The following is a 19,573-nucleotide window of genomic DNA, read 5'->3' as shown; positions in this document are numbered from 1 at the left end:
GAGTAATCGTAACCGTTACTATTTAATAGAAGGATGATGGTATGCCAGAGAGTTTAGTGAAACTGACAGATGTCTCGTTCAGTTATGGCAGTTCGACTGTCTTGAAAGATATTACATTCTCCGTGGAGCCGGGAGAATTCTGGGCGCTGATCGGCCCGAACGGTTCAGGGAAATCCACGCTCATCAAACTGCTGCTCGGCCTTATGAAGCCGGGAAGCGGTACGATCGAGCTGTTCGGCCGGCCTGCAGGCTCCGCCGATCGCAAAGAGCGGATCGGCTATGTGTCGCAAAAGGCCAACTCGTTCAACAGCGGGTTTCCGGCAACGGTGCTCGAAGTGGTGAGGAGCGGTCTGACCAAGAAAAGAGGGCTCTTCAAACGGTTTACAAAAGAGGATACTGAGGCGGCAATCACTGCATTGCAGCAAGTCGGGATGGCGGATTTCGCCGCCCGCAATATCCGAGAACTCTCCGGCGGCCAGCAGCAGCGGGTATTCATCGCCCGCGCTCTCGCTGCACAGCCGGCACTTCTGATCATGGATGAGCCGACAGTCGGAATCGACCAGCAAAACTCGGCTTCTTTCTATACTATGCTGGAGCGGCTGAATCGTGACTCGGGAATCGCGATAATTTTGGTTTCCCATGAAATCGATCTGGTCACGGACTTGGCGTCACACGTCGCCTGCCTGAACCGGACGATGCATTTCCACGGCGGACGCCGGGATTTCGCAAAGCTCGGGGATCGTGACCTGTCGACGTGGTACGGCCATCCTGTTCGTCTCCTGCATCAGAAAGGGGGCATGGGAACCGATGATTGACGCATTGGCAACCTATGGATTTCTTCAAAATGCTTTTTTGTCAGGGATCATCATCGGAATCATCGCACCGATGCTCGGTTTATTCATTGTCGTCCGGCGCCTGGCGCTGATCGCAGATGCTCTGAGCCATGTGTCTTTAGCGGGGATTGCGGGAAGTTTGTATTTAAGCCAGCAAGTCGCCTTGTTTGCCGGACTCAATCCTGTCTATCTGGGAATGACGGCAGCGGTGGGGGGATCATTGCTCATCGAGAGGCTCCGGAGGGCGTATCGGAATTTCGAAGAGCTGGCGATTCCGATCATCCTCTCGGCGGGTATAGGCTTCGGGGCGATTTTCATTTCGCTTGCGAAAGGATTCGGCGCTGATCTGGTCGGGTATCTGTTCGGTTCCGTCTCTGCGGTGAGCCGGCAGGATCTGGCGGTCGTCACCATCTTGGCGCTTGTGGTGTTCGTGTTCATCTATCTGTTCTATAAGGAACTGTTCACCCTTTCGTTCGATGCCGATTATTCCAAAGCGTCCGGTATCAAGGGCCGCTGGATCCAGATGCTCTTCATGGTACTGACGGCTCTCGTCATTGGGGCGTCCATGAGGATCGTCGGGATCCTGCTCGTATCCTCCCTGATGACCCTGCCGGTCGCGTCTGCCATCCAGGTCGCGAAAAGTTTCAAGTCCGCTATGCTGCTGTCCGTGCTCTTCGGAGAAGTCTCCGTCGTCGCCGGATTGGTGTCTGCCTACTACTTGGATATCGCTCCGGGCGGCGCTATCGTCGTGACAGCCATCGTAATCCTGCTGGCAGTGCTATTGGGGAAACGCCTGCTCGGCATGCGTATGCCGAAAGTGGAGGAGGAAGTGCTTTGAATGTAGAGAGAGCGTGGGTCGTCCTGAAAGAACACTCGTTCAAGAGGACGAAGAACAGGGAAGCGATCTTGGAGTATTTGGCACATCAGGACGGTTACACACCTGCGATGCATGTATGTGATTTCCTGAAGAAAGATAACCCGGGTCTCAGTTTCGATACGGTCTATAGGAACCTCGCCACCTTCTCGGAGCTCGGGATCTTGGAAGAGACCGAGCTGAATGGAGAGCGGCAGTTCCGCATGCACTGTGATCCCGGCGTCCACCATCATCATTTCATCTGCACAGTGTGCGGAACGACCCGGCATATTCCGGCCTGCCCGATGGACCTTCTCGCCGTGGACCTGCCGGGTGTGGAGATTGAAGGTCACAAGTTCGAGATCTATGGGAAATGCTCCTCTTGCAAATAGCCCGTATAAAAAACTGCCCGATGCCGGATCATCATTCCGGCATCGGGCAGTTTTTATGTTTCAATTGACGTTCGCTGCGAAAAAGTGCTGTCTGATCCATTGATCCGCTTCATCCCATGTGTGCACCCGGATGACCCCTTTCGGAACCGGAAGGCGGTTGTAGGGTGTGTCGAAGAGAATGACCGGAATACCGAGTTCTTCATGGAGATCAACCGCATTGTCATGCTTGTCTTCAAAGAAGACGTCGATGCCGAATTTGCGGGCAGTTTCGATCTTCCTGTGACTGCCGATCAGTTCGATATGATCATAAGGAATCTGTTCCCGGCGGAACCATTCCGCCGTCGCATCTGTGACCTCTGCGCCGCGGGCGGAAATATAGAAAAGTTCCGCCTCATGCATGCGCCAGTCTTCCAGGATCCGTTTGGCATTCTCCTGGACAGAGGAAGCCAGGCAGATTTCCGCTTCGGTTTCTTTGTACCAGTTATGGAACTCCACCGGATCGACGTCGAAAGCGGCAGTGAGATCATACTCTTTGATATCATCCAGGACAAGATTGCAGCCGAACTTCTTATTGATATGCGGCAGGAGGGAGGACGGCGTCGTTACGGTTCCGTCTATGTCGATCCCAAAGCGGCAGCGGCTCAATTTGCAGCGCCGCTCTCCGCCAGTTTCTCTTCCTGACGTTTCTTCTCGAAGTATTCCTCTGCAAGCTTGTCGATTTCGACTTTAAGCTCTTCCACCATCGTTTCCTCAGGCACTTTGCGGACTGTCTTGCCGTGCATGAACAGCAGACCTTCTCCGCGTGCTCCCGCGATTCCGATATCTGCTTCACGCGCTTCTCCCGGTCCGTTGACGGCACAGCCGAGCACCGCGACTTTGATCGGTGCCTTTATAGTGGAAATATATTCTTCCACTTCGTTGGCGATCGAAATCAGATCGATCTCGATACGGCCGCAAGTCGGGCAGGAAATGAGGGTGGCTGCGTTGGATGACAGACCGAACACTTTCAGCAGTTCACGTGCAACCTTAACTTCCTGGACAGGATCGGCACTGAGCGATACACGCATCGTGTTGCCGATACCGGCAGAAAGAAGGGCGCCGAGACCGGCAGCACTCTTGATGGAACCGGAGAACAATGTGCCGGATTCCGTAATGCCGAGGTGGAGTGGGTAATCGAAAGCGGCCGCCGCTTTCTTGTAAGCTTCGATCGCCAGGTTGACGTCGGATGCTTTCAGTGAAACGATAATATCATGGAAATCGAGATCTTCGAGGATCTTGATGTGATGCAAGGCACTTTCCACCATGCCGTCAGCAGTCGGGTAGCCGTATTTCTCAAGGATCTTCTTTTCAAGCGAGCCTGCATTGACGCCGATACGGATCGGGATGCCTTTCGCTTTGGCCGCGTTGACAACAGCTTCCACTTTCGATTGTTTCCCGATGTTGCCCGGGTTGATCCGGATTTTATCCGCACCTTGCTCGATCGCGATCAGGGCAAGCTTATAGTTGAAATGGATATCCACGACGAGGGGGATATTGATGCGCTCTTTGATGGCTCCGATGGAATAGGCAGCACGCTCATCCGGACAGGCGACGCGGACGACCTGGACACCGGCTTCTTCAAGCCGTTTGATTTCTGCGACAGTCGATTCCACGTCATGGGTTTTCGTGGTCGTCATACTCTGGATGATCAGCTCATTGCTGCCTCCGATCGTAAGATTCCCGACTTTAACCGGACGTGTTTTGGATCGATGTATCATTTCAGTCATTAATCTCTCTCCTTACTTCGCAATACTACTGTACATTTTATCAACCATTCGGGCTAAAAGACAAGGAACTGCCCTCAGTACGTTACTGTTTTGTGCAAGATGTGACGATTTCATCACCGAGCGGCAGCTTGACCTGCTCGCCACCGGCAGGATCCTGTTTCTGCAGATGGGGGTTCAGCTGATAGAAGGCAGTCAGGCGGTCCATGAACGGCACCGCCGGATCAGGGTAGAGTGCAAACAGTGTCTCGATCGTGTCGCCTTCAGCAGCAGTGACAACGATGGAGGGGGGCTTGTCCACTTCCGGACAGCCGGCTTCTTCGGATGCAAACGCAGCGAGCTGAATTGTACCTTCCGTCAAGTCGCTTTTCAGCATATAGATGATGGCAAACAATGCAATGGCAGATAACAGAAGTCTCATTCGGCCGCCTCCTTTGCGTACTATATGCAGGAAGGTGCGGCAGGTATGCCGGTCATTTCACGGATGGGACAGGTTTTTTCGGATAATACGACACAGCCCTTCCGATGTAGAGGAGGTGGACCGCTCCGGTGACCAGGAAATTCACAGTGCCCGCGACATGGAAACTGTCCAGCAGCAATGACAGCAGTATCGGGGCAGTTATGGATACAGCGGCAGTCCGCCACGTATGCCGGTACTCCCCGCGCCGCTTCATCACATACAGCAGCCCTTTGCCGAGCCAGCCGAAAAAGCTGACACGGAGGAACAGGTAGAATGTGCTGACGACTAGCTGAAGGACGAAAGCGATCGGATACAGAAGGGCCCCGACTGTTTCTGCGTACTCTATCAAGTCATCCGACGCGCCGAACAGGTCGATGTCCCCCACAAGAAAACGGACGAACGATACGGCCGTCGACAGGAAGACGAACAGGAAGACGTATTGGAACACTTTTCCGATCGGAAGCAGCCGGAACGCTGCAAGTTTTTTCGGCTCATACAGGGAAGCCGTGAACAGCTGATGGATTTTCAAGATGATGGCTCCTTTCGATGCTACTAGTCAGTTTATCATCCGCGCAGAACTTTTGGACAGGAAATGACGGGAATCTGCAATTTGCGGCTGCCAATGTTAAAGGATTGTAAAGATTGCCGGATGTCTATTTACAACAACCTCATAAGACGCCAATAATAGAACCGTATACATATTGATATTGGGGGTTTCACATTGCATGGATATTAACTGGCAGCAAGTGGCGTTTCAATTTCTCGGGGGATTGGGGATTTTCCTGTTCGCCATCAAATACATGGGCGACGGTCTCCAGAAAGTGGCGGGGGACAGGCTGCGCTCGATCCTGGACCGGTTCACCACGAACCCTTTCATGGGCGTCCTGGTCGGGATCATCGTGACTGTACTCATCCAGTCGAGTTCAGGGACGACTGTCATCACGGTCGGACTTGTCAGTGCCGGCTTCATGAAACTCCGCCAGGCGATCGGAGTCATCATGGGGGCGAATATAGGTACGACTGTGACGGCATTCATCATCGGCCTGGATGTCGGTGCCTATGCACTGCCGATCATGGCAGTCGGTGCATTCCTCATTTTCTTCATCCAGAAACTGACCGTCAAGCATGTCGGGGAAGTGATCTTCGGGTTCGGCGGTCTGTTCCTCGGACTTGAACTCATGAGCACAGGGATGTCCCCGCTGCGGACGCTTGACGCCTTTTCCTCCCTGACCGTCTCGATGTCTGAGCATCCGATGCTCGGCGTGGTTGCGGGTACTGTGTTCACGTTGATCGTCCAAAGTTCGAGTGCAACGGTGGGGATCCTCCAGGGGCTCTATGCTGAACATCTCATCGATTTGAAGGCGGCGCTCCCTGTCCTGTTCGGCGACAACATCGGGACGACGATCACCGCGATCCTCGCATCGATCGGTGCATCCGTCGCAGCGCGGCGCGCGGCAGCGACCCATGTGCTCTTCAACGTCGTCGGGGCAGTCATCTTCATGCTTCTGCTTATACCGTTCACCGCCTACGTCGAATGGATCACGAGCGCCCTTGCAATCGAGGATAAGATGCAGATCGCATTCGCTCACGGATCTTTCAACGTCGTGAATACAATCATCCAGTTCCCGTTCATCGGTGCCTGGGCGTACTTTGTCACGAAACTGATACCAGGGGAAGATGTTACGATTGAATACAAACCGAAGCACCTCGATCCCCACTTCATCCACCAGTCGCCATCTGTTGCGATCGGACAGGCGAAGGAGGAGATCATCCGCATGGGCTCGTTTGCTGTTCAGGGATTAGGGGAGACATTCAATTACTTGAAAACAAGCAAGAAGAACCATGCAGAAACGGCTTATCAGATTGAAGACGCCATCAACAATCTGGATCGGAAAATCACCGATTATCTCGTGGAGATCTCGGCTGTCAACATCTCTCCCGTTGAATCGGTCCGGCACGTCATGCTGATGGATTCCGTCCGGGATATCGAACGGATCGGCGACCACTTCGAAAATATCATCGAGCTGATCGATTTCCGGGAAGTAAACAAAGTGAAGCTTTCCGAAGATGCAATGGAGGAGCTGTCCGAGATGTTTGAACTGACAGTCGGCACGGTCCAGAAGGCGGTGGATGCACTCGACACGAATGATCTGGATATCGCACGGGCAGTTGCGAAACAGGAAGAACTGATCGACAAGATGGAACGCAAATGCCGGAAGAGCCATATCATCCGGCTCAACGAAGGCGCCTGCTCCGCACAGGCCGGCATCGTGTTCGTCGATATTGTCTCCAACCTGGAGCGGATCGGCGACCACGCCGTGAATATCGCAGAAGCTGTGCTCGGTAAGAGGGCGTAACTGACGGAAGGGAGGCCACGATATGGAATGGATTGCGTGGATTGCAGCAGCCGTATGTTTCGCTGTCGCATTTCTCGGACTCATCTACCCGGTGATTCCATCAGTGGTATTTGTCATCGGCGGCTTTCTGATCTATGGGCTGCTTGATTCGTTCGCTTCGATGGGATGGCTGTTCTGGAGTATCCAGGTGCTCTTCACGATTCTTCTGTTCGGCGCTGATACGGTTGCCAACTTGTTCGGCATCAAACGGTTCGGCGGATCGGCTGCAGGCGGCTGGGGAAGCACGATCGGCCTCCTTGCCGGCCCCTTTGTCATACCGGTGGCGGGCATCCTGATCGGCCCGTTCCTCGGAGCTGTGCTCGCTGAGCTGCTGTTCACACGGGCAGGGTTCAGGCAGGCGTTCCGTTCGGGCATCGGGTCACTGGTCGGTTTCCTGACATCGGTTGCAGTCAAAGCTGCTGTAATGGCCGTCATGATAGGTGTATTCATACTATTCATTACTTGAAGACAAGATAATTGAATGCCCATAGGAAGTTTGTTACGCTTACAGGGCAGGAAAGAATTCAATCATTCGAGGAGGAATAGTAATGGCTTACAAATTACCCGAATTGCCTTATGCATATGATGCATTGGAACCGCACATCGACAAAGAAACGATGGAGATCCACCACACGAAGCATCATAATACGTATGTAACGAATGTGAACAGTGCATTGGAAGGTCACGATGACCTTGCTTCAAAATCAGTTGAAGAGCTGATCTCAGACCTGAATGCGGTTCCTGAGGACATCCGTACAGCAGTCCGCAACAACGGCGGAGGTCATGCAAACCACTCCTTGTTCTGGAAGCTCCTTTCCCCAAATGGCGGAGGCGCTCCGAAGGGCGAGCTGGCAGAAGCAATCGATAAGAAATTCGGCAGCTTCGACAAGTTCAAAGAAGAATTCGCAAACGCAGCAAAAACACGCTTCGGATCAGGCTGGGCGTGGCTCGTATTGGACAACGGTGAACTTTCGATCGTTTCCACTCCGAACCAGGACAGCCCGCTGATGGAAGGCAAAACACCGCTTCTCGGGCTGGACGTCTGGGAGCACGCGTACTACTTGAACTATCAAAACCGCCGTCCTGACTACATCTCTGCATTCTGGAATGTTGTCAACTGGGACGAAGTAGAAAAACTGTACGCAGAAAATAAGTAAGACTGCATGCAACTCAGCACACATCTTGTTCGTCAAGATGTGTGCTTTTTCATTGGATAATGCTATAATTCTCATGATGTGCACTTTGCCGAAGGAGGGAAAAGCGTGAAGAAAAATCAGCGTAAAGCCGACCAGGCGAAAGTCCGACAGCGTAAGCTGACTTCCTTCCGGATGAACTTCCTGTTCTTTTCAATTTTCGTATTGTTTTCATTGCTGATTTTCCGATTGGGATACTTGCAGATTGTCAAAGGAGAAGACTATAAAAAGTTATTGGAACGGACAGAGGAAATCGCTGTGAATACGAGTGTGCCGCGGGGGCGGATCTTTGACCGGAGCGGGCATCTGCTTGTGGACAATGAGCCGCGCAACGCGATTACATACACAAAAGCAACTTCCACCACTTCAGCGGAAATGCTGGAGATCGCCCGGAAACTTTCGAAGCTGATCGAAAAACCGACGAATCGCATTACTCTCGGAGATAAGAAGGATTTCTGGATCCTCCTGCACCCTGAGGAAGCGGCCGCGAAAGTGACCAAGAAGGAACAGCTGGCAATCCAGAACAATGATAAATTGACCAAAAAAGAAGGCCAGCGCAAGATCACTGAATTGACGAGGGAACGGATCACCGACGAGGATGTGGATTCGTTCACCGACAATGAGCTTGAAGTTCTTGCAATCTACCGCGAAATGATGTCAGGCTATGCGTATACTCCTCAAATCGTGAAGAGTGAAGACGTGACGGACCGTGAGTTCGCACTGGTATCCGAGCATTTAGCATCACTGCCCGGCGTCAATACAACAACGGACTGGGAGCGCATCAAATTGTCCGACAGTGCGATCCTCGGTACGACAACGAGTCCGCTGGAAGGGATTCCCCGGTCAGACCTCGATTACTTCCTGGCGCGCGGCTACTCCCGCAATGACCGGGTAGGGAAGAGTTATATTGAACGGTATTACGAGGATCTGCTGAAAGGTCAGAAAACTGTCGTCAAGAACATCAAGGACCGTACCGGAAAAGTGGTTGAAACGAAGACCGTCCGGGAAGGTGAACCGGGGAAAGACCTGATGCTGACGCTCGATACGGAGCTTCAGGCGCATCTCGAAAAGATCGTCGAGGATAATCTGATGAAAGCCAAACGGCTGCCCGGTTCCCGATTCCTGGACAGGGCGTTCCTCGTCATGATGGACCCGAACAACGGTGAAGTCCTGTCGATGGTCGGCAAGAAGGTCGTGACGGATAAGGAAACCGGCAAGCAGAGCGTGCAGGACTACACGTTCGGCACGTTTAGCACGTCGTATGAGGTCGGTTCCACAGCGAAGCTTGCAACACTGCTGACAGGATACAAATACGGAGCTGCCCGCATCGGCGAAGTGAAAATCGACGAACCGATCTATTTCAAGGGCAGCCGGCCTAAATCCTCGCTTTTCAACCAGAGCTCCCGGATCCCGGTTGATGATGTCGAAGCAATCGGCCGATCTTCCAACGTTTACATGTTCAAGATTGCGATGAATATCGCCAACTATAATTATGTCCGCGGAAGCGGCCTGAAGATCGACTTCGATGCATTCAATAAGATGAGGGAAGGCTATGCATCTTTCGGACTCGGCACCAAGACAGGCATCGATCTTCCCGGCGAGGTGACAGGATCATCGCCGGAACCGAACCGGGCGGAACCCGGAAAACTGCTCGACTTGGCGATCGGTCAGTATGATACGTATACCCCGCTCCAGATGGCGCAGTACGTATCGACTGTTGCGAATGGCGGATACCGGATTGCGCCGCGTATCCTGAAGTCGGTGTACGAACCGTCGAAAGACGGAAAAGAATTCGGTGCACTGCTGAAGGAGATGGAGCCTGTCGTCCTGAATAAGATTGATAACACACCGGAAGAGATCGCCCGTGTGAAAAAAGGGATGAAGTATACGTACTACGGGCCCCGCGGTACAGCCAGGGATCTCTTCAAAGGGGAAGCGTTCGACGCTGCCGGGAAAACCGGTACCGCGCAATCGGGCTATTACGAAGGCGAGGACCGATCGCTCTGGGGAACGCAGACCGTTTCCGTTGCACACGTCGGATTCGCGCCGTTCGATAATCCCGAAATCGCCTATGCGGTCATTGTGCCTCATGTGTCGACCTCCACAACACCGCCGCATCCGAACAACGATATCGTCCAGGCGGCAGTGAAGGAATACTTCGAGTTGAAGAAAAAACGGGCGGAGAGTGATATCTTCTCCACAGAAACGCCGGAGATCCAGCCGCCGTACGATGCAGCAGCCGATAAAAAGGCACCGCAGCAATAAGACAGCAAAAAGCTGCAGGGGAATTAGTCCCCTGCAGCTTTTTTCATTGTCTGACGGTTGTCAGCTCTTTTGCCAATTGAGCAAAATCCATCGATGAGTCGACCTCATGGCGGCCGATCTGAATCTTCCCGGACAGCCCTTCCTTGTTCAGATACCCTTCGAACTCCGAGGCGCTTTTGACGATGCCTGCCGTCTCCAGTGCATCCGAGGCGTCTTTCGACGTGTCGCCAGGCGACAGGGATATTATCATCTTTGTGACAGTCTCTTTCTCGGGTGTCTGCTCCTTGGCCGCTTCGGTCAGAGGGGCTTTGCCGGAAGAAGTGTTCGGAGAAGCAGACTGCTTCTTCTCCGCCTGTGTCGCTTTCTGTGCATCCGCAAGTGTTTCTTTCACTGAAGACAGATTCCGCTTCAGTTCGCTGTTTTCAGCTGTGAGCCGTTTGACAGACGCTTGATCATCAACAGGGTCGCCTGCGGTAAAGAACAAGACGGCGCCGGCAGTCAGACAGATGACTCCCGCCAGCTGCATCAGCTGCCGCATCATACTCGCACACCCTTCGACTGCAGGACTGCCACTACCTGTGAGGGAGGAAGGGACGAGCGCTGTGCGATCTCCTCTACGGAGAAGCCCTGGTTATGTAATACAGTGATCTGGCTGACGATGATCGAATGCACTGGTTTTTCCTGCGCTGATGATGCGGAAAGACGGGAGGATGGCGCGCTCTCCATCATCAGCTCCTCTTCCAGTGCTTTAATCCGTTTCTTCAGCTGGCTTGTCTCCTGATGGAGGCTGATGGAGATCTGCTCGATTTCATCTGACTTCGTCTGACGCGCATTCAGCAGAAGGGAAATCAGAAGAGCAGCTGCCCCAATTGCCATGAGGGTTATCGGAAGTGACAAAGTACCCCTCCTTGAAAGTATCATTTTCCTCTATCCTACCATAATCAGATCGTTTAAGGAATTCACTTTTAGGCTGGACAAAATCTCTGAGTATGATACAATAGAACAGTCGTATAAATCATGCTCATAAAAATTCAATTATCGCTGATGAGTGGGAGGGACAACCATGCGCGTAAATATTACACTTGCTTGCACTGAATGTGGTGAGCGTAACTATATCACAAAGAAAAACAAGCGTAACAACCCGGAACGTATTGAAATGAAAAAATATTGCTCACGCGAAATGAAGCAGACGCTTCACCGCGAAACAAAATAATTGCTCATGCCAAAACCTTTTACCGGTTTTGGTTTTTTCTTTTAATAAGAAGGGAAGAGGGGTACTATGGAGAAGTCTGAAATTCGCAAAAAAGTGCTGTCACTTCTGGAAGATCTGCCCGATGAGCACTATCGCAAGATGAGCGAGGAAGTCAGCGGCCGGTTCTTCGGAACGTCAGAGTATGCAGAAGCCGAAACTGTTGCCTTGACGGTTTCACGCGGAAGGGAAATTTGCACCCGACCGATCATCGAAGCGTGCTGGCAGGCGGGGAAGCGGGTGGCTGTACCGAAATGCAGACCTGCAGACAGAACGATGCAGTTCCGGTTCATCACCTCATTCTCCCAGCTGGAAACCGTTTATTTGGATCTTCAGGAACCGATCGAAGAACAGACAGAGAGTGCAGTGGCTGACGACATCGACCTGATTGTCGTGCCTGGCGTCGCCTACTCATCTGACGGCTATCGGATCGGCTATGGCGGCGGCTATTATGACCGCTTCCTTGAGGGATATGAAGGGAATGCTCTTTCACTCGCGTTCGAGTTGCAGATTGGCCCCTCGCTGCCAGTCGAACCGTTCGATATCCCGGTCGGCAAAATCATCACGGAAGAGCGTGTGATCGTATGCAGCAGAGCGGAATAACCGAGTTCTGGGACGTCGTTCGACTCTTAAGGCGTTTCGGCGCATATATCTATACAGGTGACCGGAAAGCCGATATTCTGCTGATGCAGTCCGAGCTGAAGGATCTGCATGCGGACGCTCTGATCATGAAAGAAGACTATCTTGCTGCCTCCCTTCTTCTCCGGAGAGAACTGGCAAACTGTGAATAGGCTGCCGGAGAGTGAATGCAGGGGGCTTCCTGCCTGACCGCTTCCCCATGGTTCGGTGCAGTCTGAAACTTTTTCACATACTCGAACGTTAGTATAAAGACCGTGCATCCCGATATGGTGGAAAGGAAGAGATAGAATGGGCAAAATTCACTGGCCGAAACACTCAGTGCTCGGAATCGCAGTCATTGCAACCTGGCTGACGACATACTTCGGCTATCTGACAAGCTTCAACATGAGCATCGATAACATGGTGCAGCAGCTGATTCTCTTCATGAATCCGTTGAGTTTCCTGCTGTTGATATACGGGGCAGGCTTGTTCATCAAGACAGCGAAACGCCGTAACCGTTACATCATTTTTGTAAGCGTCATCACCTCGGTGATCATGTTTGCCAACGCGGTTTTTTATCGATTCTTCAGTGATTTTATAACGTTACCGCTATTGTTCCAAACAAATAACTTCGGCGATCTGTCTTCATCCGTCATGGCGAACATCCATGGGGCGGATGTCTTCTTCTTTACAGACGTGATCATCATCGCACTGGCGGTGAAGTTCATTCCCCAGCCGGCAGAGTCGGCCGTGCAGTTCAAGATGGGACGGCGTCTGTATTTCATCGCCGCAGCGGCTCTGTTCATGGTGAATCTCGGTCTGGCTGAAGCGGAGCGTCCGCAGCTGCTGACCCGAAGTTTCGACCGTGAGCTCCTCGTGAAGAATATCGGCACGTACAATTACCATATCTATGATCTGATTGTGCAGTCTAAATCACATGCCCAAAGGGTGCTGGCGGATGGCAGCGAGCTGTCTGAAGTGGAGAACTATGTGCAGGCCAGCCGAAAGGAACCGAGCAAGGAAATGTTCGGCGCGGCGAAGGGGAAGAATGTCATCATCATTTCCCTGGAATCCTTGCAGAATTTCGTCATCAATAAAGAAATGGACGGCCATGTCATCACGCCGTTCCTCAATTCCCTGACCGAAGATCCGGACACGTATTACTTCGATAATTTCTATCATCAGACAGGTCTCGGAAAAACGTCAGATGCGGAATTCATGGTCGAGAATTCGATTTATCCCCGTAACGGCAGTGCCGTATTCTTTACGCACAGCGGCAATACGTATGATTCCCTGTCCGAACGACTCGGTGAGAATGGATATTTCACGAATGTCATGCATGCGAACAATCGCAGTTTCTGGAACCGCGACATCATGTACAAAGCACTGGATATTGACCGATTCTATGACGTGCAGAGCTATACGATCGGCGAGGGCCAGGCAGTCAACTGGGGTATGAAGGACATTCCATACTTTGAACAGTCCGTCGAGATGATGAAAACCATGCCGAAACCGTTTGCGTCCCGTATGATTACGCTGACGAATCACCATCCGTTCGACCTGGATGAAGAGGATATGCTCATACCGCCATATACATCGAATTCAAAAACACTTAATAAATACTTCCAATCCTCCCGCTACTTGGATGAATCCATCAAGGTGCTGTTTGATAAGCTGAAGGAAAGCGGCCTGTATGATGATTCCATTATCGTCATGTATGGGGACCACTACGGAATATCGGAAAACCATAACAAAGCGATGAGCATGTATCTGGACAAGGAACTCACGCCTTACGACAATACCGTCCTTCAAAAAGTCCCGTTCTTCATCCATATCCCGGGGAATGGGCAAGGAAAGGTCATGCATGAACTGGCCGGCCAGATGGATATCCGGCCGACCATCCTGAACTTAGCAGGGATCGACTCGAAAGACGACCTTCAGTTCGGTTCTGACCTTTTTTCAGACGAACACGAGAACTTTGTGATTTTCCGTGACGGACGCTTCGTAACGGATCAGTACGTCTATGCCCATGAAGTATGTTACGATGCGGAAACAGGCGAGCCGACGGACAATGAATTGTGTGCTCCATTCATGGAGCGGGCTGCCAAAGAACTCGATTACTCGGATGCCATCATCAACGGTGATCTGCTCCGTTTCAAAGATGGGGATGAGGAAAAGCAAAAAGATCAGCCGGAGATGACCGGCAAATAAAGAGAAAAGACCGTCGGCAGCGCAATTTGCCGATGGTCTTTTCTCTTGTCGGGCCAATGAAAAAAGCGCTTCCGGTTTTGGCCGGACAGCGCTTTTTCATTGGATTATGTGATTAGTGCAAGCTTGGCGGATACCCTTGGAAAACGATGGTGGCAATTGTGAACCCACCGAAAATAACGGCAGCCAGCAAATTGAATACGATACTGAGCAGGTTACGCTCTTTGAATCCCTGTACGGTTCCAACAACAGCTAAAATTGCGATAAGACCGAAAATAACCATTAAAAGATTCATAAAAGATGACACTCCTTTCGAAAAAGAACAGATGAATGCCTAGTTAGCAATACTCACCTTCCATTGTACTGTTTTGCAATCCATTTGTCGAGTTGTAAACGTGACGATTGTTTGAATTCCTATTCATCTTTCCGTATTCTAAGATGGAGGGGGAATTCTTGTGAAGATCAATACTTTGCCGCTTGGCCCTGTCCAGGCGAATTGCTATCTCATCATCCATGATGATGGAACCTGCCTGATCATCGATCCGGGTGAAGAAGCGAATAAAATCCAGCAGGCCATTGAGCAGGAAGGTGCTGTGCCGGCTGCCGTTTTGCTGACACACGCACACTTCGACCACATTGGTGCACTGGAGCCCATCCGCGCCCGCTACGGAATACCGGTGTACGTGCACGAAAGTGAAAAGGACTGGCTCCAGAATCCGGACCTGAATGGGTCTGCGAACTATCCGATGCTCGAGCCGGTTTCATGCAGGCCGGCGGACCGGTTTCTGCAGAAAGACGGCAGTCTGGCGATCGGTCCATTTGATATGGAAGTCCGCCATACGCCGGGACATTCACCGGGCAGTGTCTGTTATGTCTTCCATGACAACCGGTCAGCGATTACAGGCGACACGCTCTTCAGGCAGGGGATCGGCCGTACGGACCTTCCGGGCGGCAATGCCCACCAGCTGCTGACGGCCATCGAGAAGCAGCTGCTGTCGCTCGATCCGGACTACCGGATTTATCCGGGGCACGGACCGAAAACGACGCCGCAGTTCGAGATGGACACCAACCCATTCCTGAACGGATTCTAAAAAAACAGCCGAAGTTCGGCTGTTTTTTTTAGTGTCCGGCTCCTGGGACATGGATGAACGTCGCATAGTACGTAAACCCGACTGTAAAGATCATCAAATACGCGCCGAACATGTACAAGTACATTCTTTCGGTAAGCTTCATGTAGCCAAGCAGCATGAAGAAGATAGTGCTCGCGACGAATAAAAGAGCGACCTGGTCCATGTGACCGACAAAAAACATAACTGCGAAAATCCCTGTCCAGAAACCACACAGCTTGAACATATTATCCATAAGTGCGTCCCTCCTTACAACAATACAATAAACTCCTCTTCATTATAAAGGATAGGCTGGTGAAAAGTAAACTCAAATCAGGGCGGAGGTGTGACAGATCCGTGAGGGATTGTTCACATGAAATTATCACACAGTTCAACTTTTATACCCCTCAGTGTATGGAAAATGCGGGTTTGGCAAAAAGCATTCCAATTCATTTGCCAACCGTCTATACTGTGGGCAAGACATAAAGCGGTCTTATGTCCCAGAAAGAGGGGTGTGCATTGGAAACACAGGACAACCTGATTGAACAGAAATGTTTTCAGCTGCTGCAGCAGGCGATCGGAGCGGATGCAACGGATATCCACATGGTTCCGTCCGAACAGGATTATGACCTGTTCCACAAGAAGGGCAGCAGACTGGAACGGATCGGCAAGCTCCCCCCACAGCTGGCCATCCGGATGATTTCTTTTTACAAATATTTATCTTCCCTCGATATAAGCGATCGCCGCAAACCTCAGAGCGGCTCATTCCACAAACAATTCAGCGACCAGAACTTTTCTTTCCGTATTTCAACAATTCCATCAATCCATACAAATGAAAGTGTTGTCATCCGCATCCAGCAGCATAACAAAATCGTATCGCTCGATCAGTTGTGCCTGGATCCCGAGTGGTCAGGCCAACTGAAGAAGTCGATCAGCCAGCAGCAGGGGCTGTTCATGGTGACGGGGCCGACCGGGTCAGGCAAGACGACGACAATCTATTCCCTGACCGCCCATTGCGTCAACGAACTCGGCAGGCATGTGATCACCTTGGAGGACCCAGTCGAGAATCCCCACCGCCATCTGCTGCAGATCCAGGTGAATGAACGTGCAGGCATGTCCTATGCGGCCGGCTTGAAAGCCATCCTGCGGCATTCCCCCGATGTGATCATGATCGGCGAGATACGGGATGCCGAAACTGCGAAAGTCGCTGTCCAGGCCGCCCTGACCGGCCATCTTGTACTGACAACCGTACACGCAAAAGACGCAGCGGGCTGCCTGTACCGGATGATGGATTTCGGTGTCTCGGCAGAAGAGCTGCGCCAGACAGCGGTCTGCATTTCCGCTCAGCGTCTCATCCGAAAAAGCGATGGCAGGCTCGGGGCAGTGTTTGAGATCATCCAGGATGCGCCGCTTGAAGAACTGAAGCGATCCGTGAAGAACGAAGAACCAAGCTTGATCGCCGGGGAAGGGGGCGTGGAAGCCCTTGTCCGGAAATACAGCGCGTCCGTCTATTCGACTTAGACTGAATTCACTCAGGAAAACGGAACGGCCGCCTGCCGTCAAAGACCAGCCAGTATTCCTGCTGAGAGCTTCCGAGCTGCTTCAGGAAGGCTATACGATGCATGAGTGCTTCACCCTGCTGCTGCCGCATCATTGTGCGGACAGTCTGCAGGTCATCCGAAAAGTCGAGGAGGTTTTCCGGGAAGGTGAAAATATTTCAGAGATCCTCGAAATGCTCGGATTCCCGAACCGCATCCTGCTGTCCGTCAAATTATCCGAGAGTGACGGCAGACTTGCAGAAGCGCTGCGGGGGGCCTCCATACGGATGGAAGCGGCACAGCTGCGCCGGCAGAAGTTTGTACAGGCAGCGACCTATCCCGCTGTCCTGATCACCGCAATGGCGATGCTGCTCGTGGCATTCAAACTGTATTTCCTTCCGAATTTCGAAACGTTGGCAGATGCCCGTTCCGCTTCGTCAACCGGGCTGGAACGGTTCCTGCCGCGGCTTGTGGCTGCAGCACCTGATGCTGCCCTTGCCGGGATATGTGCATTGGCCGTCTGCCTGCTTGCTGCCGGGTTGCTTTACAGGCGGCTCAGCCCGGAGGATCGGATCCGCAAGATTTCCAGACTGCCGGTCGCCGGTAAATTGTTCACAGAGCGTCTGACGAGACTGTTCGCCTCCGAAACAGGAAACCTTCTCGCTGCCGGGAATACGATCCAGGAAGCGATGATGATACTCGGCACCCAGAAACTTGATCCGCTGCTGGCGCACATCGCTGACACGGTCCGGAGCCATGCAGCAAAAGGCGAGCAGTTCCATATAGCTGTCCAGCTGACGGGCGGTCTGACGAAAGAATTATCTTTTTTCGCAAAACACGGAGCCGACAGCGGGCATCTGTCCAAGGAACTCCTCCTGTTCAGCGAGCAGCTTGGAAATACACTCGACAGGAAAGTGAACCGGGCGGTCGCCATGCTCCAGCCGGCGCTGTTCGTCTTGCTGGCAGTCTGTATGATCGCAGCCTACCTGGCGCTTCTGCTGCCTGTCTATGGAATGATAAAAACGATGTAAAGGAGATCCAGAATGAAGAAACGACTGAATGAAGATGGATTTACGCTGATTGAAATGATGATCGTCCTTCTGATCATATCTGTCCTGATCCTTGTAGCGATCCCGAATGTTACGAAGCATTCGAAATCGATCGATGAAAAAGGGTGCGATGCCTATCTGAAAATGGTAGAAGGACAAGTGCAGGCATACAAGATGGATACCAAGAAGATCCCTGCCTCCCTTGTGGAGTTGAGCGAAAACGATTACTTGCCTCCGGATGCAAAATGCCCTGACGGCTCGGGTCTGACAATAGACACGGCGGGCAAAGTGACAGTAAACCGTTCAGGCGCCGGAGGCTGAATGAAGTGGAAAAGTGAAGCCGGCATGACGTTCCTGGAACTGCTGCTCGTTCTCATGGTGGTGGGCGTGCTGACGCTTCTGATCATTCCCGTCGGCAAGGGCTGGTCATCCGGACAGACTGAACAGGACGGCATCGAGGCTTTCAAGGCAGCTGTCCACCATATGCAGTCATATTCCATGGCCCATAAGGCACGGACCTCCATGACATTCAGCGGTGACGGCAGTGTCTATACCATTGTCTATTCCGATAGACCGGAAACTCGGCCGGCAAGTTTTCCGACGTCCATCACTCTCGACGATTCCAGCTCGTTCCGTTCCATCGTGTTCCAGGCGAACGGTGACATGCAGAAGACGGGAACCCTTTACTTGAAGACAGACAGCGGCGGAAAGAAAATCAAGTTTCAGTTCCAGAGAGGGAGGATGATAATCGATGGATGAGACGGGCTACTCCTGGCCGGAAGCGATCCTCACACTGGCTGTCATGATGCTGATTTTCGGTACGCTCCTTCCGGTTTCCTTCAGGATGATGACCGGCCTGGAAAGCAAGAAGCATGAGATGTACGCAAAGGAGACGATGTACCAGGGAGCCCTCCTGCATCGTTCATACGGCCTACAATCCGGGTACCGGAAAGAAGATGGCGTGCTGTTCAGCTGGACTGTGGAGAGGACAGCGATTTGCGTCAGCTATATGCGTGAACAGGAAACCCGGACGGTCTGCTCATCGTGAACACACGAACCGATGAATCTGGTTTCACGCTTCTCGAAAGCCTGTTCCAGCTGCTGATCGCCGTGGCTTTCCTTCATCTGATCGTGCTGTTCCTGTTATTCAAGGATACCGTCCACACCCAGCTGACCGACAGCCATGCCGTCGAGTGGGAGCTGTTCATGGTCGACCTTCAGCGGGATCTGTCTGACGTCATATCTGTACGGGTCTCTGCGGACGGGAAATCCTTCACTGTTCTGAACGCGTCCGATCAGACCGTCGACTACAGCACGGTCAATCATGTCATCCGCAGAAGGATCGGCCATGAAGGGCATGTCCCGCTCTTGACGTCCGTCCAAACAGCGGTTTTCAGTCTGGAAGATGAGTATATGGAAGTGTCTGTACTGACGTCCGGCAGCAGGGAACGGACAAGGAGGGTTGCGGTTGGTCTGGCTGAAGAATGAGCATGGCGTAACGATGCTGATGGCGCTTATTCTATTATTTTTCGTCACCCTCTTTCTTTTTACATTCGTTTCATGGCATAGTTATCTATATGAAACGTTCGACTCGCTGGGCACAATCTACGAGCAGGCAGCGAGAACAAAGATGCAGGGCGGATGATTTGA

27 protein-coding genes are annotated in these 19,573 nt (G+C 52.2%); 19 read left to right on the top strand and 8 right to left on the bottom strand.

The window, feature by feature from the left end; translation table 11 throughout:
* Positions 1-41 precede the first annotated feature (41 nt).
* The 3 genes from BN1190_RS09205 to BN1190_RS09195 are packed head-to-tail and all read left to right on the top strand — an operon-like array spanning position 42 to position 2,078.
* Entirely contained in the window at positions 42-815 is a 774-nt protein-coding gene (locus tag BN1190_RS09205; protein ID WP_040286625.1) for a metal ABC transporter ATP-binding protein, read from the top strand.
* On the top strand, positions 808-1,671 hold the full coding sequence (locus tag BN1190_RS09200; RefSeq protein ID WP_040286624.1) for a metal ABC transporter permease: 864 nt from the start codon (positions 808-810) through the stop codon (positions 1,669-1,671). Before BN1190_RS09205 ends, BN1190_RS09200 begins: the two co-directional genes overlap by 8 nt.
* Complete coding sequence (locus BN1190_RS09195) at positions 1,668-2,078, top strand: Fur family transcriptional regulator (protein WP_040286623.1); 411 nt, start codon at positions 1,668-1,670, stop codon at positions 2,076-2,078. Before BN1190_RS09200 ends, BN1190_RS09195 begins: the two co-directional genes overlap by 4 nt.
* A 60-nt stretch (positions 2,079-2,138) precedes the next feature.
* On the opposite strand, the gene BN1190_RS09190 is transcribed toward BN1190_RS09195, so the two are convergent.
* The 4 genes from BN1190_RS09190 to BN1190_RS09175 form a co-directional block, all read right to left on the bottom strand.
* Positions 2,139-2,723: a 5' nucleotidase, NT5C type gene (locus BN1190_RS09190; RefSeq protein ID WP_040286622.1), complete on the bottom strand. Its 585-nt coding sequence runs from the start codon at positions 2,721-2,723 to the stop codon at positions 2,139-2,141.
* A complete protein-coding gene (gene ispG / locus BN1190_RS09185; RefSeq protein ID WP_040286621.1) occupies positions 2,720-3,844 on the bottom strand; it encodes a flavodoxin-dependent (E)-4-hydroxy-3-methylbut-2-enyl-diphosphate synthase in 1,125 nt (374 codons plus the stop codon). Before ispG ends, BN1190_RS09190 begins: the two co-directional genes overlap by 4 nt.
* Before the next feature lie 82 nt (positions 3,845-3,926).
* Positions 3,927-4,262 (bottom strand): hypothetical protein, encoded by a 336-nt coding sequence (locus tag BN1190_RS09180; protein WP_040286620.1) that lies wholly within the window; start codon positions 4,260-4,262, stop codon positions 3,927-3,929.
* Positions 4,263-4,314: 52 nt separating this feature from the next.
* A complete protein-coding gene (locus BN1190_RS09175; RefSeq protein WP_040286619.1) occupies positions 4,315-4,830 on the bottom strand; it encodes a DUF1189 family protein in 516 nt (171 codons plus the stop codon).
* A 196-nt stretch (positions 4,831-5,026) separates the two neighbouring features.
* On the opposite strand from BN1190_RS09175, the gene BN1190_RS09170 reads away from it, so the two are divergent.
* The 4 genes from BN1190_RS09170 to BN1190_RS09155 all read left to right on the top strand — a co-directional run bounded on the left by BN1190_RS09170 (position 5,027) and on the right by BN1190_RS09155 (position 10,155).
* Positions 5,027-6,658, top strand: a complete 1,632-nt coding sequence (locus BN1190_RS09170; protein WP_040286618.1) for a Na/Pi cotransporter family protein — start codon at positions 5,027-5,029, stop codon at positions 6,656-6,658.
* A gap of 22 nt (positions 6,659-6,680) precedes the next feature.
* Positions 6,681-7,163 carry a DUF456 domain-containing protein gene (locus tag BN1190_RS09165; protein ID WP_040286617.1) on the top strand — a complete coding sequence of 161 codons (483 nt, stop codon included), beginning with the start codon at positions 6,681-6,683 and terminating at the stop codon, positions 7,161-7,163.
* An 82-nt stretch (positions 7,164-7,245) separates the two neighbouring features.
* Complete coding sequence (sodA, locus tag BN1190_RS09160; RefSeq protein WP_040286616.1) at positions 7,246-7,854, top strand: superoxide dismutase SodA; 609 nt, start codon at positions 7,246-7,248, stop codon at positions 7,852-7,854.
* Positions 7,855-8,025: 171 nt separating this feature from the next.
* Complete coding sequence (locus BN1190_RS09155) at positions 8,026-10,155, top strand: peptidoglycan D,D-transpeptidase FtsI family protein (protein ID WP_082023385.1); 2,130 nt, start codon at positions 8,026-8,028, stop codon at positions 10,153-10,155.
* A 43-nt stretch (positions 10,156-10,198) separates the two neighbouring features.
* Here the strand turns inward: BN1190_RS09155 and BN1190_RS09150 are convergent, their stop codons facing one another.
* A complete protein-coding gene (locus BN1190_RS09150; RefSeq protein ID WP_052461778.1) occupies positions 10,199-10,696 on the bottom strand; it encodes a hypothetical protein in 498 nt (165 codons plus the stop codon).
* Complete coding sequence (locus BN1190_RS09145) at positions 10,693-11,052, bottom strand: hypothetical protein (RefSeq protein ID WP_040286614.1); 360 nt, start codon at positions 11,050-11,052, stop codon at positions 10,693-10,695. Before BN1190_RS09145 ends, BN1190_RS09150 begins: the two co-directional genes overlap by 4 nt.
* A gap of 166 nt (positions 11,053-11,218) precedes the next feature.
* Between BN1190_RS09145 and rpmG the strand changes: the two genes are divergently transcribed.
* From rpmG to BN1190_RS09125, 4 genes are all read left to right on the top strand, one after another.
* Positions 11,219-11,368, top strand: a complete 150-nt coding sequence (rpmG, locus tag BN1190_RS09140; protein ID WP_082023335.1) for a 50S ribosomal protein L33 — start codon at positions 11,219-11,221, stop codon at positions 11,366-11,368.
* 66 nt (positions 11,369-11,434) lie between these two features.
* Complete coding sequence (locus BN1190_RS09135; protein ID WP_040286613.1) at positions 11,435-12,007, top strand: 5-formyltetrahydrofolate cyclo-ligase; 573 nt, start codon at positions 11,435-11,437, stop codon at positions 12,005-12,007.
* The gene (locus BN1190_RS09130) at positions 11,989-12,195 is read left to right on the top strand and encodes a YqgQ family protein (RefSeq protein ID WP_040286612.1); all 207 of its coding nucleotides are present in this window, start codon (positions 11,989-11,991) and stop codon (positions 12,193-12,195) included. Before BN1190_RS09135 ends, BN1190_RS09130 begins: the two co-directional genes overlap by 19 nt.
* Positions 12,196-12,331: 136 nt before the next feature.
* Positions 12,332-14,233, top strand: a complete 1,902-nt coding sequence (locus tag BN1190_RS09125) for an LTA synthase family protein (RefSeq protein ID WP_040286611.1) — start codon at positions 12,332-12,334, stop codon at positions 14,231-14,233.
* A 112-nt stretch (positions 14,234-14,345) separates the two neighbouring features.
* On the opposite strand, the gene BN1190_RS09120 is transcribed toward BN1190_RS09125, so the two are convergent.
* Positions 14,346-14,525 carry a DUF2759 domain-containing protein gene (locus BN1190_RS09120; RefSeq protein WP_025784750.1) on the bottom strand — a complete coding sequence of 60 codons (180 nt, stop codon included), beginning with the start codon at positions 14,523-14,525 and terminating at the stop codon, positions 14,346-14,348.
* Positions 14,526-14,685: 160 nt separating this feature from the next.
* On the opposite strand from BN1190_RS09120, the gene BN1190_RS09115 reads away from it, so the two are divergent.
* A complete protein-coding gene (locus BN1190_RS09115) occupies positions 14,686-15,321 on the top strand; it encodes an MBL fold metallo-hydrolase (protein WP_040286610.1) in 636 nt (211 codons plus the stop codon).
* 28 nt (positions 15,322-15,349) lie between these two features.
* On the opposite strand, the gene BN1190_RS09110 is transcribed toward BN1190_RS09115, so the two are convergent.
* Complete coding sequence (locus BN1190_RS09110) at positions 15,350-15,592, bottom strand: DUF2626 domain-containing protein (protein ID WP_040286609.1); 243 nt, start codon at positions 15,590-15,592, stop codon at positions 15,350-15,352.
* 263 nt (positions 15,593-15,855) lie between these two features.
* Between BN1190_RS09110 and comGA the strand changes: the two genes are divergently transcribed.
* Genes comGA through BN1190_RS15050 form a run of 7 tightly spaced genes read left to right on the top strand, consistent with a single transcriptional unit; the run spans position 15,856 to position 19,568 of the window.
* Positions 15,856-16,857 carry a competence type IV pilus ATPase ComGA gene (gene comGA, locus BN1190_RS09105; RefSeq protein WP_040286608.1) on the top strand — a complete coding sequence of 334 codons (1,002 nt, stop codon included), beginning with the start codon at positions 15,856-15,858 and terminating at the stop codon, positions 16,855-16,857.
* Positions 16,820-17,905, top strand: a complete 1,086-nt coding sequence (comGB, locus tag BN1190_RS09100; protein ID WP_040286607.1) for a competence type IV pilus assembly protein ComGB — start codon at positions 16,820-16,822, stop codon at positions 17,903-17,905. Before comGA ends, comGB begins: the two co-directional genes overlap by 38 nt.
* A gap of 12 nt (positions 17,906-17,917) precedes the next feature.
* A complete protein-coding gene (gene comGC, locus BN1190_RS09095) occupies positions 17,918-18,244 on the top strand; it encodes a competence type IV pilus major pilin ComGC (RefSeq protein ID WP_040286606.1) in 327 nt (108 codons plus the stop codon).
* Entirely contained in the window at positions 18,245-18,682 is a 438-nt protein-coding gene (gene comGD, locus BN1190_RS09090) for a competence type IV pilus minor pilin ComGD (RefSeq protein ID WP_040286605.1), read from the top strand.
* Positions 18,675-18,971 (top strand): hypothetical protein, encoded by a 297-nt coding sequence (locus tag BN1190_RS09085; RefSeq protein WP_040286604.1) that lies wholly within the window; start codon positions 18,675-18,677, stop codon positions 18,969-18,971. The genes comGD and BN1190_RS09085 overlap by 8 nt, the downstream gene beginning before the upstream one ends.
* The gene (comGF, locus tag BN1190_RS09080; RefSeq protein ID WP_040286603.1) at positions 18,968-19,411 is read left to right on the top strand and encodes a competence type IV pilus minor pilin ComGF; all 444 of its coding nucleotides are present in this window, start codon (positions 18,968-18,970) and stop codon (positions 19,409-19,411) included. Before BN1190_RS09085 ends, comGF begins: the two co-directional genes overlap by 4 nt.
* The gene (locus tag BN1190_RS15050; RefSeq protein WP_179860769.1) at positions 19,392-19,568 is read left to right on the top strand and encodes a hypothetical protein; all 177 of its coding nucleotides are present in this window, start codon (positions 19,392-19,394) and stop codon (positions 19,566-19,568) included. Before comGF ends, BN1190_RS15050 begins: the two co-directional genes overlap by 20 nt.
* Positions 19,569-19,573 lie beyond the last annotated feature (5 nt).

Source organism: Sporosarcina koreensis (assembly GCF_000826145.2).
Lineage (GTDB): Bacteria > Bacillota > Bacilli > Bacillales_A > Planococcaceae > Sporosarcina > Sporosarcina trichiuri.
Note: the sequence above shows the minus strand (reverse complement) of the source record. Positions and strands in the feature narration are given on the sequence as shown.

Coding starts and splice junctions, on each gene's coding strand:
- BN1190_RS09125 (WP_040286611.1), top strand. CDS start 12,332: ATGGGCAAAATTCACTGGCCGAAACACTCAGTGCTCGGAATCGCAGTC.
- BN1190_RS09180 (WP_040286620.1), bottom strand. CDS start 4,262: ATGAGACTTCTGTTATCTGCCATTGCATTGTTTGCCATCATCTATATG.
- BN1190_RS09200 (WP_040286624.1), top strand. CDS start 808: ATGATTGACGCATTGGCAACCTATGGATTTCTTCAAAATGCTTTTTTG.
- BN1190_RS09155 (WP_082023385.1), top strand. CDS start 8,026: ATGAACTTCCTGTTCTTTTCAATTTTCGTATTGTTTTCATTGCTGATT.
- BN1190_RS09205 (WP_040286625.1), top strand. CDS start 42: ATGCCAGAGAGTTTAGTGAAACTGACAGATGTCTCGTTCAGTTATGGC.
- BN1190_RS09135 (WP_040286613.1), top strand. CDS start 11,435: ATGGAGAAGTCTGAAATTCGCAAAAAAGTGCTGTCACTTCTGGAAGAT.
- BN1190_RS09085 (WP_040286604.1), top strand. CDS start 18,675: ATGGATGAGACGGGCTACTCCTGGCCGGAAGCGATCCTCACACTGGCT.
- BN1190_RS09150 (WP_052461778.1), bottom strand. CDS start 10,696: ATGATGCGGCAGCTGATGCAGCTGGCGGGAGTCATCTGTCTGACTGCC.
- BN1190_RS09170 (WP_040286618.1), top strand. CDS start 5,027: ATGGATATTAACTGGCAGCAAGTGGCGTTTCAATTTCTCGGGGGATTG.
- BN1190_RS09120 (WP_025784750.1), bottom strand. CDS start 14,525: ATGAATCTTTTAATGGTTATTTTCGGTCTTATCGCAATTTTAGCTGTT.
- BN1190_RS09130 (WP_040286612.1), top strand. CDS start 11,989: ATGCAGCAGAGCGGAATAACCGAGTTCTGGGACGTCGTTCGACTCTTA.
- comGC (WP_040286606.1), top strand. CDS start 17,918: ATGAAGAAACGACTGAATGAAGATGGATTTACGCTGATTGAAATGATG.
- rpmG (WP_082023335.1), top strand. CDS start 11,219: ATGCGCGTAAATATTACACTTGCTTGCACTGAATGTGGTGAGCGTAAC.
- BN1190_RS09110 (WP_040286609.1), bottom strand. CDS start 15,592: ATGGATAATATGTTCAAGCTGTGTGGTTTCTGGACAGGGATTTTCGCA.
- comGD (WP_040286605.1), top strand. CDS start 18,245: ATGAAGTGGAAAAGTGAAGCCGGCATGACGTTCCTGGAACTGCTGCTC.
- BN1190_RS09165 (WP_040286617.1), top strand. CDS start 6,681: ATGGAATGGATTGCGTGGATTGCAGCAGCCGTATGTTTCGCTGTCGCA.
- sodA (WP_040286616.1), top strand. CDS start 7,246: ATGGCTTACAAATTACCCGAATTGCCTTATGCATATGATGCATTGGAA.
- ispG (WP_040286621.1), bottom strand. CDS start 3,844: ATGACTGAAATGATACATCGATCCAAAACACGTCCGGTTAAAGTCGGG.